General features: G+C 37.4%; 16 protein-coding genes. 7 read left to right on the forward strand and 9 right to left on the reverse strand.

Annotation, left to right across the window (positions count from 1 at the left end; genetic code table 11):
• Window positions 1–142: 142 nt before the first annotated feature.
• Window positions 143–1,858 carry an ABC transporter ATP-binding protein gene (locus ACERII_RS20580; protein ID WP_373644811.1) on the reverse strand — a complete coding sequence of 572 codons (1,716 nt, stop codon included), beginning with the start codon at window positions 1,856–1,858 and terminating at the stop codon, window positions 143–145.
• A 211-nt stretch (window positions 1,859–2,069) separates the two neighbouring features.
• Here ACERII_RS20580 and metA point away from each other — a divergent pair, with 211 nt between their 5' ends.
• Window positions 2,070–2,981, forward strand: a complete 912-nt coding sequence (gene metA, locus ACERII_RS20585) for a homoserine O-acetyltransferase MetA (RefSeq protein WP_373644812.1) — start codon at window positions 2,070–2,072, stop codon at window positions 2,979–2,981.
• A gap of 236 nt (window positions 2,982–3,217) precedes the next feature.
• Here the strand turns inward: metA and ACERII_RS20590 are convergent, their stop codons facing one another.
• A complete protein-coding gene (locus ACERII_RS20590) occupies window positions 3,218–4,582 on the reverse strand; it encodes an aspartate kinase (protein ID WP_373644813.1) in 1,365 nt (454 codons plus the stop codon).
• Between the two features lie 526 nt (window positions 4,583–5,108).
• Here ACERII_RS20590 and ACERII_RS20595 point away from each other — a divergent pair.
• Entirely contained in the window at window positions 5,109–5,306 is a 198-nt protein-coding gene (locus ACERII_RS20595) for a hypothetical protein (protein WP_373644814.1), read from the forward strand.
• Between the two features lie 105 nt (window positions 5,307–5,411).
• On the opposite strand, the gene ACERII_RS20600 is transcribed toward ACERII_RS20595, so the two are convergent.
• From ACERII_RS20600 to ACERII_RS20625, 6 genes are all read right to left on the reverse strand, one after another.
• Window positions 5,412–6,206 (reverse strand): CsxC family protein, encoded by a 795-nt coding sequence (locus ACERII_RS20600; RefSeq protein ID WP_373644815.1) that lies wholly within the window; start codon window positions 6,204–6,206, stop codon window positions 5,412–5,414.
• Between the two features lie 252 nt (window positions 6,207–6,458).
• Window positions 6,459–7,397, reverse strand: coding sequence for a hypothetical protein (locus ACERII_RS20605; protein WP_373644816.1), 939 nt, complete (start codon window positions 7,395–7,397; stop codon window positions 6,459–6,461).
• Window positions 7,394–8,497 (reverse strand): hypothetical protein, encoded by a 1,104-nt coding sequence (locus ACERII_RS20610; RefSeq protein ID WP_373644818.1) that lies wholly within the window; start codon window positions 8,495–8,497, stop codon window positions 7,394–7,396. Before ACERII_RS20610 ends, ACERII_RS20605 begins: the two co-directional genes overlap by 4 nt.
• Before the next feature lie 13 nt (window positions 8,498–8,510).
• Window positions 8,511–8,936 carry a hypothetical protein gene (locus ACERII_RS20615; protein ID WP_373644819.1) on the reverse strand — a complete coding sequence of 142 codons (426 nt, stop codon included), beginning with the start codon at window positions 8,934–8,936 and terminating at the stop codon, window positions 8,511–8,513.
• Complete coding sequence (locus ACERII_RS20620) at window positions 8,933–9,505, reverse strand: RNA polymerase sigma factor (protein ID WP_373644878.1); 573 nt, start codon at window positions 9,503–9,505, stop codon at window positions 8,933–8,935. The genes ACERII_RS20615 and ACERII_RS20620 overlap by 4 nt, the downstream gene beginning before the upstream one ends.
• Before the next feature lie 556 nt (window positions 9,506–10,061).
• Entirely contained in the window at window positions 10,062–10,502 is a 441-nt protein-coding gene (locus ACERII_RS20625; RefSeq protein ID WP_373644820.1) for a hypothetical protein, read from the reverse strand.
• A 170-nt stretch (window positions 10,503–10,672) separates the two neighbouring features.
• On the opposite strand from ACERII_RS20625, the gene ACERII_RS20630 reads away from it, so the two are divergent.
• The gene (locus ACERII_RS20630; protein WP_373644821.1) at window positions 10,673–11,344 is read left to right on the forward strand and encodes a cysteine hydrolase family protein; all 672 of its coding nucleotides are present in this window, start codon (window positions 10,673–10,675) and stop codon (window positions 11,342–11,344) included.
• A gap of 83 nt (window positions 11,345–11,427) precedes the next feature.
• Here the strand turns inward: ACERII_RS20630 and ACERII_RS20635 are convergent, their stop codons facing one another.
• Window positions 11,428–12,621, reverse strand: coding sequence for an aminotransferase-like domain-containing protein (locus tag ACERII_RS20635; protein ID WP_373644822.1), 1,194 nt, complete (start codon window positions 12,619–12,621; stop codon window positions 11,428–11,430).
• A 535-nt stretch (window positions 12,622–13,156) separates the two neighbouring features.
• Here ACERII_RS20635 and ACERII_RS20640 point away from each other — a divergent pair.
• The 4 genes from ACERII_RS20640 to nirB all read left to right on the forward strand — a co-directional run bounded on the left by ACERII_RS20640 (window position 13,157) and on the right by nirB (window position 19,532).
• On the forward strand, window positions 13,157–13,807 hold the full coding sequence (locus tag ACERII_RS20640; protein WP_373644823.1) for a futalosine hydrolase: 651 nt from the start codon (window positions 13,157–13,159) through the stop codon (window positions 13,805–13,807).
• On the forward strand, window positions 13,807–14,634 hold the full coding sequence (locus ACERII_RS20645) for a 1,4-dihydroxy-6-naphtoate synthase (protein ID WP_373644824.1): 828 nt from the start codon (window positions 13,807–13,809) through the stop codon (window positions 14,632–14,634). Before ACERII_RS20640 ends, ACERII_RS20645 begins: the two co-directional genes overlap by 1 nt.
• 881 nt (window positions 14,635–15,515) lie before the next feature.
• Entirely contained in the window at window positions 15,516–17,033 is a 1,518-nt protein-coding gene (locus ACERII_RS20650; protein WP_373644825.1) for a NarK family nitrate/nitrite MFS transporter, read from the forward strand.
• Window positions 17,034–17,105: 72 nt separating this feature from the next.
• Window positions 17,106–19,532 (forward strand): nitrite reductase large subunit NirB, encoded by a 2,427-nt coding sequence (nirB, locus tag ACERII_RS20655; protein ID WP_373644826.1) that lies wholly within the window; start codon window positions 17,106–17,108, stop codon window positions 19,530–19,532.
• Window positions 19,533–19,639: the final 107 nt, after the last annotated feature.

Consider the following 19,639-nt stretch of genomic DNA (forward strand, 5'->3'; position numbering starts at 1 on the left):
GGGGTCTCACCCTTGCCTTTTTATCCCGGCGGAGTCTTCGTATATTTCCTCCGCTAAGGTTACACACAGTTCGTCTTCTCAGCTAAACACTTTCGTTGTTTCCTAGCCTTATCTATTCTTTATACTAAAAAACAAACTACATTCACCTTTGATATTGCACTCGGTGTAAGTTAGCAAACACACCACCCTGTGCAATTAACTCGTCGTGGGAGCCTTCTTCGGCAATACCATCCTCTGTAACTACAACAATTCGGTCTGCACTTCGTATCGTAGCAAGACGGTGAGCTATAACCAATGTCGTTCTATCCTTCGCTAACTCAGATAATGCTTCCTGAATAATCATTTCTGTTTCTGTATCTAATGCAGATGTTGCTTCATCTAAAATTAGAATTGGTGGGTTTTTCAAAAACATTCTTGCAATAGCAATTCGTTGTTTCTGTCCTCCAGAAAGCTTTAGTCCTCTCTCCCCAATTTGGGTATCGTACCCATCTGGTAGACTTTGGATAAAGGCTTCTAAGTGTGCACGTCGAGCGGCTTCTCCAATCTCTTTATCCGATGCATCCAGACGACCATAAGCAATATTCTCACGAAGTGTTCCTGTAAACAAGAAGACATCTTGCTGAACAATTCCAATATGACCTCGTAACGATTCTTTTGTCATATCACGGAGATCTATTCCGTCAATGGTAATAGACCCGTCATTCACATCATAAAACCTTGGTATAAGAGAACAAATTGTTGTTTTCCCAGCTCCAGAAGGACCTACAAATGCAACAGTATCACCAGCACGAACATGCAAATTGATCCCTTCTAATACAGGCTTGTTATTCTCATATTGGAAGGTTACATCCTTAAAAGATATATCTCCTCGAAGTCCTGAAACCTCCACTGCATCTTCCCTATTCTGAACTTCAGGCTCTGTATCAATCATTTCTGTAAAACGCTTAAATCCTGCCATTCCTTTTGGATATAGCTCCATTAACGCACTTATCTTATCAATTGGTTTTAACAGTACATTAACATATAAAATGAATGCCACTAGAGCTCCAGCAGATAGCTGGCCTGTGAATGTTAACCAAGCACCGACAATTAATACTGCTAAGATCATAAATCTAGTTAACATGTAAATACTTGATAAACTAAATGCCATAACTTTATAAGATAGTATCTTCGCTTTACGGAATTTCTTGTTTTCTTTGCTAAATCTTGCAATCTCAAATCTTTCATTAGTAAAAGATTGCACTACTCGAACTCCAGACACACTATCTTCTACCCGAGCATTCACATCGGCAATATCACTAAACATTTGCTTCCATGCTTTGTTCATTTGCAGGTTACAAAAAACGATAAGACCAATCAATAATGGAACAATACATAAGATAACAAGTGCTAGCTCCACATTAATGGTAAACATAATCCAAAATGCACCAATAAAAGTCATAAGGGCAATGAACATATCCTCTGGTCCGTGATGGGCTAATTCCCCAATATCAAAAAGATCGTTCGTGAATCGACTCATAACATGACCAGTTTTCGTATTATCAAAATATCGAAACGATTGTTTTTGCGTGTGCTCAAATAATTGCTCCCGCATATCTGTTTCAATGTTAATTCCTAGCTTATGCCCCCAATAATGGACAACATATTGTAAAAACGTACTTAATCCATAGACAAAAAACAGCGCAATACCTACATAGACAATAGTTGACCAATCTCCTGTCGGCAGCAAAGAATCTACGAACCATTGGACAGCCAACGGAAACGCCAATTCTAGTATAGCTACAACAATGGCACTACTAAAGTCTGCTGCAAAAAGCTTTTTGTGAGGTATATAATAAGATATAAATCGACGAATCAATAGTTAAAACCTCCCGTTTCTTTCAGAATGCATATTAGGATTATAGTGGGATCGTGCTCATATGGCAATATTTTTATTTCGTATCTGGAAGTTTTATACTTTTATATAGTAAATTAACACAGTATTAAAGTCCAAACGTATTGAAGATTTCTTCACAACTGTTATAATAATGATGATTACAAGAAAATTCAAATAATTGAGGGATGATCCATTGCCAATTACTATACCTAAACTACTACCTTCTCGAAAGATATTAGAAACCGAGAATATATTTATCATGGATGATGAACGGGCTGTAACCCAAGACATCCGTCCGTTAAATATTGTGATTTTAAATTTGATGCCTGAAAAACAAAAGACAGAAACGCATCTTCTACGTTTGTTAGGTAATACACCGTTACAACTAAATATTACTTTTTTAAGGACAATGTCCTACGAACCAAAAAACGTAAGTCAATCTCATCTAGCAGAATTTTATACTGATTTTGCAAGCATTAAAGAGAAACGATTTGATGGAATGATTATTACGGGTGCTCCTATCGAACACTTCAAATTTGAAGATGTAGGGTATTGGGAGGAAATTACAGAAATTATGGATTGGGCAGAAGACAATGTAACTTCAACGATGCATATTTGTTGGGGAGCACAGGCAGCATTATACCATTACTACGGTATAAATAAGTTTGCCTTGCAACAAAAATGCTCAGGAGTCTTTAGTCACCGTATTATTACGGAGCCAGGAATTGAATTACTTCGTGGCTTCGATGATGAATTTATTGCACCACACTCTCGATACACCGATGTCTCAATTGAAGAAATTGAAGCTAATGAAAATTTAGTACTTTTAGCTTCCTCACCAGAAGCTGGACCGTTTCTAATTAAATCAAAGGATGGAAAACACGTATTTGCAACAGGCCACCTAGAGTATGATACAACCACCCTTGCAGAGGAGTATCAACGAGATTGCGAAAAAGGATTACAGGTAAATGTACCTGCATACTATTTCCCTAACAATAACCCTGAGGAAAAACCTTTAAATCGTTGGCGTTCTCATGCCCACTTGCTTTTTTCCAATTGGTTAAATTACTATGTGTATCAAGCAACTCCTTTTGAGTGGAAATGAAAGAACCGATTTCATCAAGAATATGATAATCACCGCATATTATTAAGGTAGGTTCACCCTCTTGCATTTAACCATGGAGGGTGGATCCTTATTTATTAAGTGGCCCCTTAAAATCAAGTAAGTAACTTAACATGCATCTTACACTTCACCCATATAAGTCGTTTCAACGATAATACAGTAAAGAACGCAAGGGGGGGTTCCCGTCGCCCCATGCGTTCTTGTTTCATTTTAACGTATTAACGAACTCCTACTGGAGAAAAATAAGCATGGTACAAGCTTGTAACCGCAAGATCCACTTGATCTTCGTTCACTCCGAACATCATACTTCCTTCTGACGAACCTTGATTTATCATCTTTATGTTAACCCCAGCATCTGATAATGCCATCGTAGCTTTAGAAGCAATGCCTAATGTTTTAGCCATACCTTCTCCAACAACCATGATCATTGCTAAAAATCTTTCTATCTGAACATCATCTACAAACAATTCTGTACGGATTCGGTGGATTATTCTTTCTTCTTTCCCATTTTTCAACTGATCGCCACGTACAATAACAGACATATTATCAATGCCAGATGGCGTATGTTCAAATGAGATTCCTTCATCCTCCAATATTTCTAAAAGGTGCCTGCCAAAGCCTACTTCACGATTCATTAAATATTTCGTTATATTGATACTACAAAAATCAGTATCACTTGCTATTCCTACAACAGGGTACCCACTCACTTTGCGCTCATGAACAATTCGAGTACCTGGTGCTTCTGGATGATTTGTATTTTTAACTACCACAGGTATTTTTTTTCGAACTACTGGCTGCAAAGCTTCGTCATGGAAAACAGAGAACCCTGAGTAAGCAAGCTCTCTCATTTCACGATACGTTAATTCTTTTATTTCCATAGGATTTTCCACAAGTTTTGGATTAACGCTGTAGATAGAATCAACGTCTGTAAAGTTTTCATATTCCGTCGCGCCTACTCCTGCAGCCACTATTGATCCAGTAATATCAGATCCTCCACGTGGGAACGTTACAATATGCCCCTTATTTGAATAGCCAAAAAATCCAGGAATAACTAAAATTCCTTTTCGATCTCTTAATTTCTCTAAGTTTGCATAGGCATCTGGCAATATTCTTGCATTACCTGGTTCATCTGTAACTACCATCCCTGCTTCTTTTGGTGATATATAGTATGCTTCTTGGTTTAATGATGACAGATAGGCAGCCATTACCTTAGCATTGTTGTCTTCACCACTTGCTTTTAATGCGTCCATTAATCGATCTTCATCATGCCTGTAGTCTTCTATTGCTTTCAGTAACGTATCTTTAATATCATTTACAAGAGATTCATGTAAAGACAGGTCTTTGATAATTTCGCTATATCTACTAACAATGAGATAAAGCACTTCCTCATCGTATCCTTTATCCGTAACACTTTCCGCAAGACGGATCAATAAATCCGTCGTTTTTATATCACTTTCATGACGCTTTCCTGGAGCGGATACAACTACCATTCTCCGATCCGAATCAGCTAATATAATGTTTGCAACTTTTTTAAATTGTTCGGCACTAGCAACAGAACTTCCACCAAACTTCACAACCTTCATAAATACAGACATCCTTTCCCTTACCATTGTACTCATTAAGAATACAAGTGTCCTTCATACAAGGATTTTAAAAATAAGTATACTAGAATCTTTCGAAATTGTCACTGTTTTCTTAAAATAAGTACTTTAGTGCAAAAAGTTTCCTCTTTTTAGTATATCCATTCAAGTAAAGGCTATAAGACCTATACATATAGGAAAAACTAAACCAACTTCATTTTATACTTTCCAAAAGTATTTGCAATATATTTTTTTAGTACCCTTAATTACTTAAGAAAAACCAGAATGACAATTCATCTTCAAAACAAAAACCTTTAACTTCATAGAAAATCAATTTACAATATAAATAACGAACTATGTATGAGAATAAATTCTTATATCCTAACCATCACATCGTAGCCACCAAAAAAGCAAACTGACTGAAACGAATAGAATACAAACCTACAAACGTAGTATTACTAGTTAGTCTGATGCACGTATTTCAGATTAGACTTTTTACTAATTACATTATCTTAAGGAGATCTGCAATATGAACTTACTTATCATTATAAGCGGCATCATATGTATCTTTGCACTAGTTACCACTATTATCATTGGAGTAAATCCCAATGACGAGAACTACCAAAAGACAACAAAAAAACGATTTACATTGCTCGGTATCATTTACATAGTTGCCTTTATACCAGCAATTATTCTAACGATAGTTGCATATTATATGTTTTGGTGATTAACACCTATATTTGTCTATCAACGTTTCTAAAATAACGATAACAATAATATAAGGCAAGCAGAATAAACTGCTTGCTCATAAATTGAAGCGGGAAAAAGTTCATTACCAGCTCTTCTTTGAATCAATCTCCACTTGTTGATCTTGTAATACTTTAATTTTTACTTCAACAACCATTTTTTCTTCCACTTTCGTGAAAGTTCCTTCTTCAAATGGAGCTTCTATTTCCTCACCACGATAGTTTTCCACTTCACCCATTTTTCTGTCTAATGCTTTATCTAATTCAATAAAGTGGCTTGAAACGATTTCGCAATACGGTAGCTCGTTAAATTCCTCACCACTAATTTGGTTGTATTGGGAAAGGTCAGTAGAAAGCAACTTCTCAGAAGAGTGATGCCCTTTCGGTAACTTCGATTTACTGAAATACGTGAACTCTTGTGAATCTGGTAATAGCTTGAATGTTGGTTTGTTAATAAAGTCTACCTCTGTTACTGTACTGAATGGAACATCAATTGTTAGTGAGCGAATATTGGAAACGACCGACTTCTTATTTCCATATTTAGGTGTAGCGTATTGAATGTTTTTTCGAACAAACCCTTTAATAAATAATTTATTTGTTGGTAGCAATAACCTACATTGAGTGATTTTTAGATTTTTCTTAATCTCTTTAATTTCTAATACTGGTTCTGGGAATTCAATGTTTGCATTAATATCTAACTGTACTTCTTCCTCTGCTAAAACTACTGGAAGCTTTACAATCTTTTTCCCATAACTCACATCTGGTTTCGCTTTTCTACTTCTTGATTTTGGTGCAATGGCATTTTTCTCTTTAAAAGGGTCGTAATTGAAGAATGGTTTTGATGGTTGAGATTTTTCGTTTCCACCTTTTTTATCAGCCATTGTATATTCACCTCCCTTTATCGTTTGTTAACACTTTATGCAGACAAGATATAAAATGAGTGGACGAACCGTATGATTCATTCGCCAAATTTTATGGAACTTTGTACAAGTACCTAGCATAAACTATTTGTTAGCCTATAAAATTCTAATTTTAGGAGAGAAAGATCCACATGATGCAAAAACAAATTACAGGTTTTTCTATAAAATAGAAAAACACATTGGTTTCCCCATGTGGGAAACCAATGTGCCCTTTTATCTTAATTTAGGATCAAAAATTCGAACCTCATATGCACCGATAAATGTAATGGTATTAGTACCATCACCAAATTCCAAGATTCCGTTCTGTTTCGCTCCGTTCCAATACTCCCATTCTTCTCTCTGCTCCTCGTTCACCTTTTCCTCTATAACCCATTCGTTATGCCCACTTATAAAATTGCTAACATCTATTCCCTGTAGCTTCAGATCGCTATCTTCTTGAATATATAGTGTTGCATGCTGTGAACCCTTTATGTTCCAATCCGCTTTCAGCGATCTAGGTTTCAGAGTGATGTCCGCACTATCTGTCTCTAACTCAAGATCGATAGAGTTTGGCATGATTATTGTGGCAGATACTTGGGAGCTTCGATAATTCCAACCATATTTTTCAGGAAGTTGCTTCACATGGACATAAAATGTGTCACCAACTTTTTTTACAGAAAGTATGTCATCCTCGAGAAGTTCACTATTCTCTGATATCTGTGTTCGATAGGTTCCAAAAAAAGCAAACTCTCTATTGTTAGTTGTTTCAATTGTTAAAAAATCTACTTTACCATCAATTACGATTCTATTTACCTCTGAAGGGATAATCTCGTCATAACTTGGTAAATTTACTGTTTCTTCCGTAATTGATATTCCTGCAGATACTTCTTCTGCTAACCCTAATGTTGTTGCTATTACTAATCCAACCCCAACGGTACCTAAAAAGCCAATGAAGATAATACTAAATACATCGTATTTTACAATCGAATCCTCTTTCCCCTTTATAAGTAGAAAGATGATAATCTCTATTCCAAGTAAGATAAAGATAATTGGCCACCACATCATTAATATGAGGGATATTTCTCCGCCTTTAAATTGAGAGACAAGTAGAAATACCCCGAGAAGCAATAGCGTAAATCCCATTGAAATTGATCCTACTCTCCAAGTCCTCATGACGACGCACCTACCTTCTTCTTGCTCCCAGCTATAAGTTTAACTCCTCCACCAATTAACAAAATGCTAACAACAAGAACTTGGAAGTGATTGTAATACCATGAATACACGTCTGCTTGGAAAAACTCTGTTAGTCTTGGAGCAATAGAAGGTACGAATACTCGATCTAATATAAAGAAAGCACCTAGAGCGATAAACCCAATCCCAATCCAACGTTGATGGTTAAATAAGTACGTTATTAAAGGTTTATCCTCCAAATTTTCCTTTCCATGACGACTCGCCATCTGTAATCCATCAAAAAAGCTATAAAACCAAATGATAGGAATGAGGAACATAAAGATGCCAAGTCGTAACACGTCCAAAATATACATCGACAACAGAAATGCTGCCATTAGTTGAATTCCTCGTTTTTGTAATCCTAAGTACAAATGACCTGCACCTGGAAAAATAGATAAGATCGTTGCTATCGTTTTGCTTTTATGTCCATCTTTATGTCGATTCTCTAACTCTTCTAACACAGAACTATCCTGTAACTCTTCGCCCCTTTGTTTTTTATTGAGCTGCTGTACTGCATCAAAGAAACTGTACACCCACACAACTGGTAAAAAAGCCATAAAGATTAGGAATACATCTTGTCGTAAAAAAATGGCAATAAAAACAATCATGATTCCCGCACCTATAAATGCTGTTAAGAAGGTAAACCCACGATTCATTAACCCTAATTGAAAGTGACCCACACCTGGGATAAACGATAAAACAATAGTAAAAAAGCGTTCATATTCCTCACTTGAGTGTTGTGTAGTTTCACCATCACTTCCTTCTAACTTCCGTTGTTTCAACTCCTTGGACCGTTTTCTACTAGTAATCAATGTATCAATGAAGCTTACCATATAGAAGAAAACACCGATAAGCAAAATCAAAAACATAAAAAAGTCGAAGTATCCAAATAAGACAACTAAAGCAATTGCCGTGACAGCAGGTAATACCGTTGCCATAAAATAAAATACACCAGCAAAAAGTCTCTGATAGTAAAACTGTCCTCCTCCAGGAAAAAAGCTTAGAAAAAATGCCACAACAGGGCTACTATATTCGTTATTCAATTTCATCGCCTCCTCATTGCTCCTCGTTTGTAAATAGAATTTGTAATAATTGTTCTGTAATAGAAGGAGCTTGTTCTGACAATGTTGTTGTTTGAACATCCTCCACATAATTAGTAATCATTTGAAACACACCTGACGACATAAGAATAACGGTCATCGCTGCCGCTACAACATAATGGAAAGCAGTTTTTTCGTAAAAAGGACGTTTCTTTAATCGCTCTACTTCCTTCTCGCCAGATATTTGAGCCATTATTACATCTGTAATCTCGGTGTTGTCTGCCAACTGTGGTAAAGTGTGTGAAGTGTCTTCCATCGCTTGTAAATATAACTCCATACAATGATCACAGTTGTATAAATGATCTTCATATTTCATACGAACTTCTTCTGGATGCTCCCCATGAACATAGCGCACCCAGTCATCCTTCGAAACATGACTCATATAAAATCGTCCTCCTTCCACTGTTCTCTCATCCATTTTCTAGCTCGATGAAGCTTTACACGTATAGATTTCTCTTTCACGCGTTGCTCCTCAGCCATCTGCTGAAAGCTCTTTTCTTCTATGTAATATCCAAATACAACAGTACGATAATTTTCAGGCATTTCCTCTATTTTCTCACGCACTCGGCAACTCATTTCTTTTCGTATAAAAGTATCTTCGGTGGTTTCTTCATTAGTACTATTTATCTTTAATCCAACATCCCCATCGATCTCTTCTCGCCGTCTTCCCTGTTTACGTTTCATATCTATGGAATAATTTACCGCAATTCGGGTCATCCATGTTATAAGCCCTTTTCCTTCATATTTAGGGAGAGAGTAATAGATCTTTATAAAAACTTCTTGTGTTGCATCTTCTGCGTCCTTCTCATTCCTCAGTACAGAATATATAGATTTATAAATATGATTTCGATACTTTTCAATAAGAATACGAAAGGCATGTTCTTGACCTCGTAAGACTTGTTTTATTAACACCTCATCACTAATCTCTCTCCCCTCCTCTCTTGCTCTCATGTAATAGACGATACAAATAAGAATGTTGACTACACTTTTTATGAAAAATTTTTTTAAAGCATGTTTTAAAATATCTATTTGTTCATTTATTGTTACTAATTGTAAAATTTCCACTCTCAATAGTAAGAATCCCCTTATCAATTGTAAGATTTGCCTCACTAATTGTAAGATTAACCAATTTAATAGAAAAAACGAGTGGCAAAACTATCAATTATCACTCAATAACCTAATGTTCACTCACAAATACATACCTCTTTATCAATAAAACCACGATAAGTGAGAGAAAACTACTAATTAATTAAAATATCCCATAAAAAAACTGATCCCCATTGAATTTCCTTTTTGAAAGGATTCAAGTGAATCAGCTTTAGATAGATTTCTCTTATTTCAACTTTACCATTATTATTTTTTCCATAGTGTAAGTTCATAAAAAAGAGTTAAAAGTAATCTATAAATCCGTATAAGTAAAATAAAGTGATTCTGTAGGCGGTAGTAGTTTGAAATAGGAGCATTGTTTCTGGAGTATAGGGGCTATGTTGCGATGTATAAGCTTGTACTATTTTAGCCCCATCGTTGTTTTAATACGATAAATATCTTTCTTATTCATCCATGTTTCATCTTTCAAAACTTCAATACTAGCTTCAACATTTTTCACATTCTCTTTTAATTCGCCAAACTCTTTTGCATTCTCTAGTCTCATACCATCTAATTCTGCTTTCAATTCTTCTTGCCCTGTTCGTAATGCAGATAACATTCTTCCATGCTCTCGCAGCGTTTCACCATGCATTCCTAAGATTTCACTGTGTTGGTCCAGCTTTTTCGTGTGTGAATCCAAAATTTCACTGTGCTTGTCCAGCTTTTTCGTGTGTGAATCCAAAATCTCACTGTGCTTGTCCAAAATCACACTATGCTTGTCCAGCTTCTCAGTATGTGAACCTAAAATGCCTTTGATATCTCTCAGTTCTTCCAAGATTAATTTTTCAAATTCCTTTTCCATTTCCTATCACCTCCTTCATAAGGACAGCTATATTATATCATAAAAAACGGATGGCAAAGTAACTTCTCAATGGTATAAATTACCTAGATTACAACTCCATTACCTTTTTCAGAAAATAAAAAATACATTGACTTCTAATCGGTGAACCTATTAAAATGCAGGTGACAGCAATGTTTGACAACTTAAATTTTCAATGGAATGGAGATGGAAGAAAGAAAATGAGTTATTCTTTTAATTTATCGAAAACGACTCTCTTATCTCTTCACATGCAGCATGATATTGTTTCTCCTGACGGAAAGTTTGCTGATTTTTTTGCTGAACAAGCAAAGGAACGACATGTGGTACAAATGGGAAATAAGTTACTTACAACCGCTCGCTCTCATAATATCCCTATCATTCATGTTGCCGTTTGCTTTGAACCTGACCACTCTGACCTACATCCCAATGCGCCTCTTCTATCCATGGTTCATCAAACAAATGCTTTAGTAAAAGGAACCTATGGTGCAGATTTTATTGAGGAAGTAAAACCACTAGATTATGAATTAGTCGTTAAACATCAACGCGTTGGCCCATTCCAAAACACTAATTTATCTGAACTACTTAAGGAAAACGGGACTGAAAATGTCGTATTGTTTGGTGTTGCCACAAATATTGTAGTTGAAACGACTGCAAGAATTGCGTCAGACGAAGGCTACAATGTATTCGTTGTGGAGGATTGTTGTTCCGCAGCAACCATGGAAGCACATAAAGCAACTCTCCAATCCCTCAGCTTATTAACTACTATCACAACGTTAGAGGAAATTACTCAAAGTTTTTCATTTGTCACCCCATCATCTAACTAGTTTTTCAGCATGAAAAAAAGGCTGTCACGTTATGAAAAAAGACTCATTTTCGTGACAGCCTATATTTTTGATATTAATTCAAATTACACCTTTGTATACTGTTCTTTAATTACAGAAGTTAATATTCCCATACCTTTTTTTATCTTATCTGGAGTAGAATGTGTAAAATTCAATCTCATTGCGTTTTGTTGTACTTTTTTACCTACGTAAAACGGGGCCCCTGGAACATAAGCAACTCCATTTTTCACTGCTACATTTAAAAGATCACCTGTATTCATCTTTTCATCTAACTCGATCCAAAAAAACATGCCACCTTTTGGAACAACATACGTGAGCCCAGGTAATTTAGCCTTCTCTAGCTCCTCTAACATTATCTCCATCCTGGAACGATACACAGTAATGAGATTGTTAATATGGGCATCTAGGTCAAAGTTTTGACATAAATGAAAGAGTGCTTGCTGTGACAAAGAATTAGAATGGAGGTCGTTAGCCTGCTTTGCTTGCGACATAATTCGAATGATTTGATGTGGACCAGCAATCCACCCTGTTCGAAGAGCAGGTACTACTGTTTTCGAGAACGTACTTGTATAAAGCACGTGGGTTCCATCATCAAGGGCTGCAATAGGAGTGTACGTTTCATTACTATGAAACTGTAAATCTCCATATGGATCATCCTCAAAAATCATAACATGATACTTATGAGCTAGACTGACCAATAAATTTCGACGTTCCATGGACCACACTTTTCCTGCAGGATTAGAAAAAGTAGGTACCACATAAATGCATTTAGGCTTATACTTTCTAATTTTATGTTCCAGATCCTCTTCTATCATACCAAACTCATCAGATTCTACTGGAATAACATTAGCTTCATACGATTCAAAAACCTGTAGCGCAGCTAAATAGGTTGGATTTTCCGTTAAAATAACATCTCCAGGATTAAACATTACCCTTGAGAAAAGATCAATGGCTTGTTGAGAACCTGTTGTTAATAAGAGACTCTCTGGAGTGTAAGTGTCAATCCCCTTTATAGCCATCCGGTCAACTAAAATTTCTCGTAATGGCATATACCCTTCCGTTTCAATGTATTGCAACGGCTTTTTTCCAGTTTCAAACGTCTTCTCAAACGCCTCTCTCACACCATCTAATGGAAATAAATCATCATCTGGTAAACCACCTGCAAATGAAATCACATTTCCTTTGCTTACTACTTTTAAAATATCGCGAACTGCTGATGATTGTAAATGTCGAACCCTTTTCGCAAATGCATATCTCATATATACCACACCTCAACTGTGTTAGAAAAACTACAATTTTATTTAAATGGTACATCATAAAAAAAGAAAGTCAATGGAATTCCAGCAAAAAAGTGAAAATGTTCAGAAAATATTTTTTCCAGAGAAATCGACGTAGGCGAAAATTTTCACCAAGGCGGATGAAAATACGTTATGAAGTAGTTTTAGTACTGTGGGTCATTATATGGAATGAATGTAAGCCCCGAGACTAGTGGGAAGTAGAGGAGAGGCGAGACCCCGCAGAGCGGAACCAGGATGGTGACATGACTCTGTGCCCACAGGACAGCGAGTGGGATGAAGTGAATGGAATATCATTCAACAAAATTAGTATCACTAGATAGTCTGATACGCGTATTTCCAGGGTAGACAACCATTATCATCCTAGCAATCGACTTGCTAATAAAATCTACCAAAACAAAACTACATTTCAATCCTCTTCAATTTTTTTCATATAAAAAAGAAAGTGGTATAGTAGTAATGACTATTACTCTAGTGTGACAATATGTGAGGCGATATTATGGAACCTAAAAAGCGAATTCTCGTAATGACTGCAGTAAATGCAGAAAAAGATGCAGTTACCAGAGGAATTAAAAATAATTATCGATATGATGTGAAACTAGCTGGTGTAGGACCAGCTGTAGCCGCTGCGAATACAGCTACTGCTCTAACGTTTGAGAATTACGATTTAGTAATTAGCGCAGGAATTGGAGGTGGCTTCCCTAATATGGCAGAGGTTACTTCTGTTGCTGTTGCTACGGAAATCATCTCCGCTGATCTCGGTGCCGAAACGAGTGAAGGCTTTCTTCCAATAGAAGAATTAGGTTTCGGATCTTCTCGCGTATCTGTTGATATTGAGCTTGTTTCTACGATTACAAAGATTCTCTCTTCGCAAGGACTCAAAGTTCAATCAGGTCCTATCCTGACTTTATCAACTGTAACTGGAACTACCGAAACAGCTGAGTTACTCTCGAAGCAATATCCTGGAGCAACTGCAGAAGCAATGGAAGGCTTCGGGGTAGCAACAGCCGCTTCCATTCAAGGAATTCCTGTCTTAGAAATACGAACGATTTCTAATGCTGTTGGTCCACGAAATAGAGAAGCATGGAAATTAAAAGAAGCTCTACAGTCGTTAGAAACCACATTTTCTGTATTAGAGGAGGTATTATAATGAACATTTATTTTTCCCCATGCCCGAACGATACCTTTGTTTTCCACGCAGCAGTAAATAAGTTGGTAGAGGCCCCTGATCTAGAGGTAACCTATGCCGACATTGATATAACAAATAATTTAGCTGTAAAACCTGATGCTCCTGAAATCATGAAAATATCATTTGCTGCTTTGCCTTATGTCTTAGATGACTATGCGTTAATTCCATGTGGAGGTGCTTTAGGAAGAGGTTGCGGTCCTCTTGTGTTAAGTAATCAAAGTACAAGCCCAGCAGATTTAAAAGGTAAACGGGTTGCCGTTCCTAGTGAGAAATCTACAGCTTACCTCCTATTCCGTTTATGGGCGGCTCAGCAAGTTCCCGGCGGAGTTGGCGAAATTGTTGTTATGCCATTTCATGAAATCATGCCAGCCGTTCGTGATGGGAAAATCGATGCGGGTCTCGTAATCCATGAAGCACGATTTACATATCAGGAATATGGACTATCTCTCGTTTCCGACCTTGGTAACTGGTGGGAGTCAGATACTGGTCTACCAATACCATTAGGTGCGATTATCGCTCGCCGCTCTTTGGATCTTACTTCTATTGAAAACTGGGTTCGAGAATCTGTTCGATATGCCTGGAAAAATCCAGAAGAATCACAAAACTATGTAATGGAGCACGCCCAAGAAATGTCTCCTGATGTAGCAAAGGCTCACATTGAACTGTATGTAAATGAGTTTACAGAAAACCTCGGAGACGACGGCTTCGCTGCAGTAGAGGCTTTATTAGGAAGAGCTGCTAAAGAAGGACTTGTACCTTCGTTTGATTTGAATAAATTGAGATACTAATGATCAAAGGTGGTCCTATTTTTACTGTGGGACTACTTTTTTTGTTTTTTTTAACGATTATTCCACATTACTGAGCGATCTGAACACTGTTTTGTGCCATCCTCGCGATTTCTGTGCGATCCAACCACTCTTTTGTGCGATCCTCGCGATTTCTGTGCGATCCAACCACTTTTTTGTGCGATCCTCGCGATTTCTGTGCGATCCAACCACGTTTCTGTGCGATCCTCGCGATTTCTGTGCGATCCAACCACGTTTCTGTGCGATCCTCGCGATTTCTGTGCGATCCAACCACTTTTTTGTGCGATTTCATAAAGGGGTTAGCAAATTATCTTTTGCTATGTTCCAATCAAGCAACTTATGTGCTTCCACAGAAAACTATCTTCAATATATAATCACAAAATCTACGTCTGCTTAAAAAGCACACAATTTAATGTTCGGCTTGAACTATTTAATGCTTGGCTTCCCTCTTTTTATGCTCGGATAGTCAACTTTAATGCTCGTCTTACAAAATACGGCAAATCCCACCCCCACCTTGCTCCCCTCTTTTGCCGCCTGACCCAGCCCCCTGCCATCTCCCCTCTGTCAAAAAAGTTTCCGTACTCGAAATATTGTCAGAAAAATATAAATTTTTTTACACAAATCATTAACCGCTTACATCCTTATCAAGACAATCTTTCCCTCACTTAAACACCCGTCATGACAGCACCAACACTTGTTAGGTTTCCTTCCACATTTGCTGATTTCCTCTTTTTCCTATGCCATAATCACAGATAAGTTAGATAGCAAACAAGAACTACATTTACTCACTTTCCAAATTTATATATTTAACACCTATACAAATAAAGCTAAATAAATAAAAAAGAAATAAGGAGGAATCTTCTTTGAAAATTAGAGATATTTTTAAATTCAAAAATGAACAGATGAAAGTTCTTCATCTTACATGGATCGCATTTTTTATATCATTTTTCACATGGTTCAATATGGCTCCGTTAGCAACAACGATGCTAGAAACAAGCGATTGGCTTACAGGTGACCACATTGCGGCATTAGCAATTATTAACGTGGCTTTAACTATTCCAGCTCGAATTGTGATTGGTATGTTAATTGACCGCTTTGGACCTAGAGTTGTTTATTCTGGTCTATTAGTACTTATGTCTATTCCTACGTTCATGTTTGCCTTTGGAGATTCATGGACTCAGTTAATGGTTTCGCGTCTTTTATTGAGTAGTATTGGTGCTAGTTTCGTAATTGGAATTCGCATGGTGGCTGAGTGGTTCCCTCCAAAAGATGTTGGCTTCGCGGAAGGAATTTATGGAGGCTGGGGTAACTTCGGATCGGCAGCTGGTGCAATGCTCCTTCCTTGGTTTGCCCTTACGATGTTTGGTGGAGAAAATGGCTGGCGTTTTGCTATTGCCTTTACAGGTGTCATTTGTATCATTTACGGAGTGATTTACTTCTTCTCTGTTAAAGACACTCCAGAGGGGAAGGCATTTGTTGTACCGAAAAAATCTGGTGCTATGGAAGTCAGTACATGGAAGGATATGATCTCACTCATTTTATGGACACTTCCGTTAGGGGGAGCTTTAGGTGTTCTCGCATGGAGATTAGAAGGTATGGGATTCATCTCCTCCACCGTTCTTTATATTACCTACGCCGTGATAGGAACAGTGATGGTTTACCAAGTTTATAAAATATTAGAAGTAAACGTTCCTATTTTAAGAAAAGGAGTACCAAAGGACGATCAATATAACTTTAAAAATGTTGCAGCTTTAAATAGTACCTATTTTGCCAATTTCGGTGCAGAGCTGGCAATCGTCTCTATGTTACCGATGTTCTTCCAGCTTACATTCTCTCTTTCCGCAACATCCGCTGGTTTAATTGCTGCATCCTTTGCTTTTATCAATTTAATTGCAAGACCTCTTGGTGGGATTATGTCCGATCGTATGGGCAATCGAAAAAAAGTAATGCTTATATATATGATTGGGATAACCATTGGTCTCCTCGGTATGGGCTTTATTGATTCAGGTTGGCCATTAATCCTAGCTGTAGCACTTACCATTCTAACATCTATATTCGTTCAAGGCTCTGAGGGTGCTACCTTCGCCATCATTCCAATGATTAAAAAACGAATTACTGGTCAGGTAGCCGGTATGGCTGGTGCTTATGGTAATGTTGGTTCCACCATTTATTTAACACTCTATACCTTTGTTACACCACAACAGTTTTTCTTCATCCTTGCTGGCGGAGCATTTGCAAGTTTTGTTATTTGTTACTTTTGGTTAGAGGAGCCAGAGAACTCCTTCGCTAATGATTACTATGAATCTTCAGTGGATAGAGCAAACGCAATAAAAGATACGGAAGTAGAATTCGAAGTGAAAAAGGTTGCTGTAAACAAGTGATTTAATTACTGTTTTCTAAAAAATCTCTACAAACTTAATCATGATTAAGTCTATAAACATGGAGGGGTATTAATGACGAAAAGAAAACTAGTTCTTGTTGGTAATGGAATGGCTGGTATTCGATGCTTAGAAGAAATTTTAAAGGTGGATCCTGATCTTTTCGATATCACTGTATTTGGTTCGGAACCACATCCGAATTATAACAGAATCATGTTGTCTTCTGTCTTACAGGGAGACACAACGGTAGATGATATCGTACTTAACTCGTATGACTGGTACAAAGACAACAATATTACACTCTTTACTAGTGAAACAGTGGTCAAAATCGATAAAGAAAAGAAAATAATTATAACAGACAAAGATCGTGCGGTGGAATATGATGACCTTATTTTAGCAACCGGTTCACATCCATTTATGCTTCCTCTGCCTGGTGCTGATAAAGAAGGAGTTATCGCTTTTCGGAATATTGAAGACTGTGAAGCAATGATAAGTGCCTCCAATAATTATAAGCGAGCAGTTGTTATTGGCGGTGGTTTACTAGGTCTTGAAGCTGCTAGAGGGCTGTTAAACCTCGGAATGGAAGTAGATGTAGTCCATATTTTAGATTATCTAATGGAACGCCAATTAGATCCTACAGCCTCTGCGATGCTACAGAAAGAGCTTGAGAATCAAGGAATGAATTTTTTAATGAACCACCAAACAGAAGCTATCCTTGGGAAAAATCGAGTGGAAAAGGTAGCTTTCAAAGGTGGGAAAGTAGTGAAGGCTGACCTTGTAGTTATGGCTGTCGGGATCAAACCAAACGTAGATGTTGCCAAGGCAAGTAACATTGATACGAACCGTGGAATTATTGTAAACGACTTTATGCAAACAAACTCCCCTAACATTTACGCAGTAGGCGAATGTGCAGAGCATCGTGAAATGGTGTATGGACTTGTGGCTCCGTTATACGAACAAGGGAAAGTTTTAGCTAAAAAGATTTGTGAAACAGATGCTGGTTCTGGATATCAAGGATCGGTTCTCTCTACCAAATTGAAGGTAAGTGGTGTAAATGTATTTTCCGCGGGAGAATTTAACGATAATCCTAATTACAAAGCCATTCGTGTACAAGACGAATTTAAGGGTGTTTATAAAAAAGTAGTTGTAAAAGACAATCGTATCGTTGGTGCTGTTCTATTTGGAGAAACATCCGAAGGTTCTCGTTTGCTAAGCATGATTAATAAACAAACAGACATTTCAGAAATGGGCGAGGTTAGTATTCTTCAATCTCCAGATCAAGGTGCAACCAACCTTGTAGCAGATATGGATGATAGTGAAATCATTTGTGGGTGTAACGGTGTTTCTAAGGGTGATATTGTTACTGCAATTAAAGAAAACGGTCTTACTTCTGTTGGACAGATTCGGGATTGTACGAACGCTTCCCGGTCCTGTGGTACATGTAAAAATCTAGTAGGCGATGTATTATCATGTACCCTTGGGGATGAGTTCGAAGCCGTAGAGGAAAAAGAAACAGTATGTGCTTGTACTGATTTAACTCATGAAGAGGTAGTTGCTGAAATACGGGAGAAAGGATTATCTCACACGAAAGAAGTTATGAACGTATTAGGTTGGAAATCAGAAGAAGGCTGCTCGAAATGTCGTCCAGCACTAAACTATTACCTTGGAATGGTAAGTCCAACTGACTACGAAGATGAGCGTGAATCTCGTTTTGTAAACGAACGGATGCATGCTAACATCCAAAACAATGGAACCTACTCCGTTGTACCTAGAATGTATGGTGGGGTAACAAACTCGAAGGATCTACGTAAAATTGCAGACGTTGCAGATAAATACAACGTACCTCTTGTTAAAGTCACTGGTGGTCAGAGAATTGACCTTTTAGGAATTAAAAAGGAAGATTTACCAAGTGTTTGGAAAGACCTAGATATGCCTTCTGGATATGCTTATGGAAAGTCCATTCGAACAGTTAAAACATGCGTAGGAGAAAACTTCTGTCGATTTGGTACACAAGATTCTATTGGACTAGGAATTGAAATTGAGAAGAAATATGAACGATTGAATACTCCACATAAAGTAAAAATGGCCGTGTCTGCCTGTCCGAGAAACTGTGCCGAATCTAGTATTAAGGATGTTGGAATTATCGGTGTTGATGGTGCCTGGGAAATCTACGTTGGTGGAAATGGCGGAACTCAATTAAGAGAAGCAGAACTTCTCTGTAAAGTGAAAACAACGAGCGAAGTGTTAGACACGATTTCAGCATACCTGCAATACTATCGCGAAGATGCACGTTATTTAGAAAGAACCTCTCACTGGGTAGAACGCGTGGGGTTAGATCATATAAAATCTGTCATTCTTGAAGACTCCCAAACGAGAAAACAGTTGATTGAGAGAATGGAAATTGCATTATCACCATTGAAAGATCCGTGGAAAGATATTATAGAAGACGAAAAACACACAGAAGAACTATTCAAAAACAAAGCAGTGGAAGTAATTCAATAGAGAAATTGCACATAAAGAATGAAAATACGTTATGAAGCATATTAGTACTCCTCACTTTATATCGAATGAGCGCAGGTCCACGAACTCCTGTGGGAAGCAGAGCAGAG

Origin of the sequence: Evansella sp. AB-rgal1 (assembly GCF_041820985.1) — a bacterium.
GTDB lineage: Bacteria > Bacillota > Bacilli > Bacillales > Salisediminibacteriaceae > Evansella.

What these genes read in the sequence shown, in the direction of transcription:
- ACERII_RS20605 (WP_373644816.1), bottom strand. Translation starts at nt 7,397, where the DNA reads ATGAGGACTTGGAGAGTAGGATCAATTTCAATGGGATTTACGCTATTG.
- ACERII_RS20590 (WP_373644813.1), bottom strand. Translation starts at nt 4,582, where the DNA reads ATGAAGGTTGTGAAGTTTGGTGGAAGTTCTGTTGCTAGTGCCGAACAA.
- ACERII_RS20630 (WP_373644821.1), top strand. Translation starts at nt 10,673, where the DNA reads ATGTTTGACAACTTAAATTTTCAATGGAATGGAGATGGAAGAAAGAAA.
- ACERII_RS20640 (WP_373644823.1), top strand. Translation starts at nt 13,157, where the DNA reads ATGGAACCTAAAAAGCGAATTCTCGTAATGACTGCAGTAAATGCAGAA.
- ACERII_RS20635 (WP_373644822.1), bottom strand. Translation starts at nt 12,621, where the DNA reads ATGAGATATGCATTTGCGAAAAGGGTTCGACATTTACAATCATCAGCA.
- nirB (WP_373644826.1), top strand. Translation starts at nt 17,106, where the DNA reads ATGACGAAAAGAAAACTAGTTCTTGTTGGTAATGGAATGGCTGGTATT.
- ACERII_RS20615 (WP_373644819.1), bottom strand. Translation starts at nt 8,936, where the DNA reads ATGAGTCATGTTTCGAAGGATGACTGGGTGCGCTATGTTCATGGGGAG.
- ACERII_RS20600 (WP_373644815.1), bottom strand. Translation starts at nt 6,206, where the DNA reads ATGGCTGATAAAAAAGGTGGAAACGAAAAATCTCAACCATCAAAACCA.
- ACERII_RS20625 (WP_373644820.1), bottom strand. Translation starts at nt 10,502, where the DNA reads ATGGAAAAGGAATTTGAAAAATTAATCTTGGAAGAACTGAGAGATATC.
- ACERII_RS20595 (WP_373644814.1), top strand. Translation starts at nt 5,109, where the DNA reads ATGAACTTACTTATCATTATAAGCGGCATCATATGTATCTTTGCACTA.
- ACERII_RS20620 (WP_373644878.1), bottom strand. Translation starts at nt 9,505, where the DNA reads ATGAGAGCAAGAGAGGAGGGGAGAGAGATTAGTGATGAGGTGTTAATA.
- ACERII_RS20645 (WP_373644824.1), top strand. Translation starts at nt 13,807, where the DNA reads ATGAACATTTATTTTTCCCCATGCCCGAACGATACCTTTGTTTTCCAC.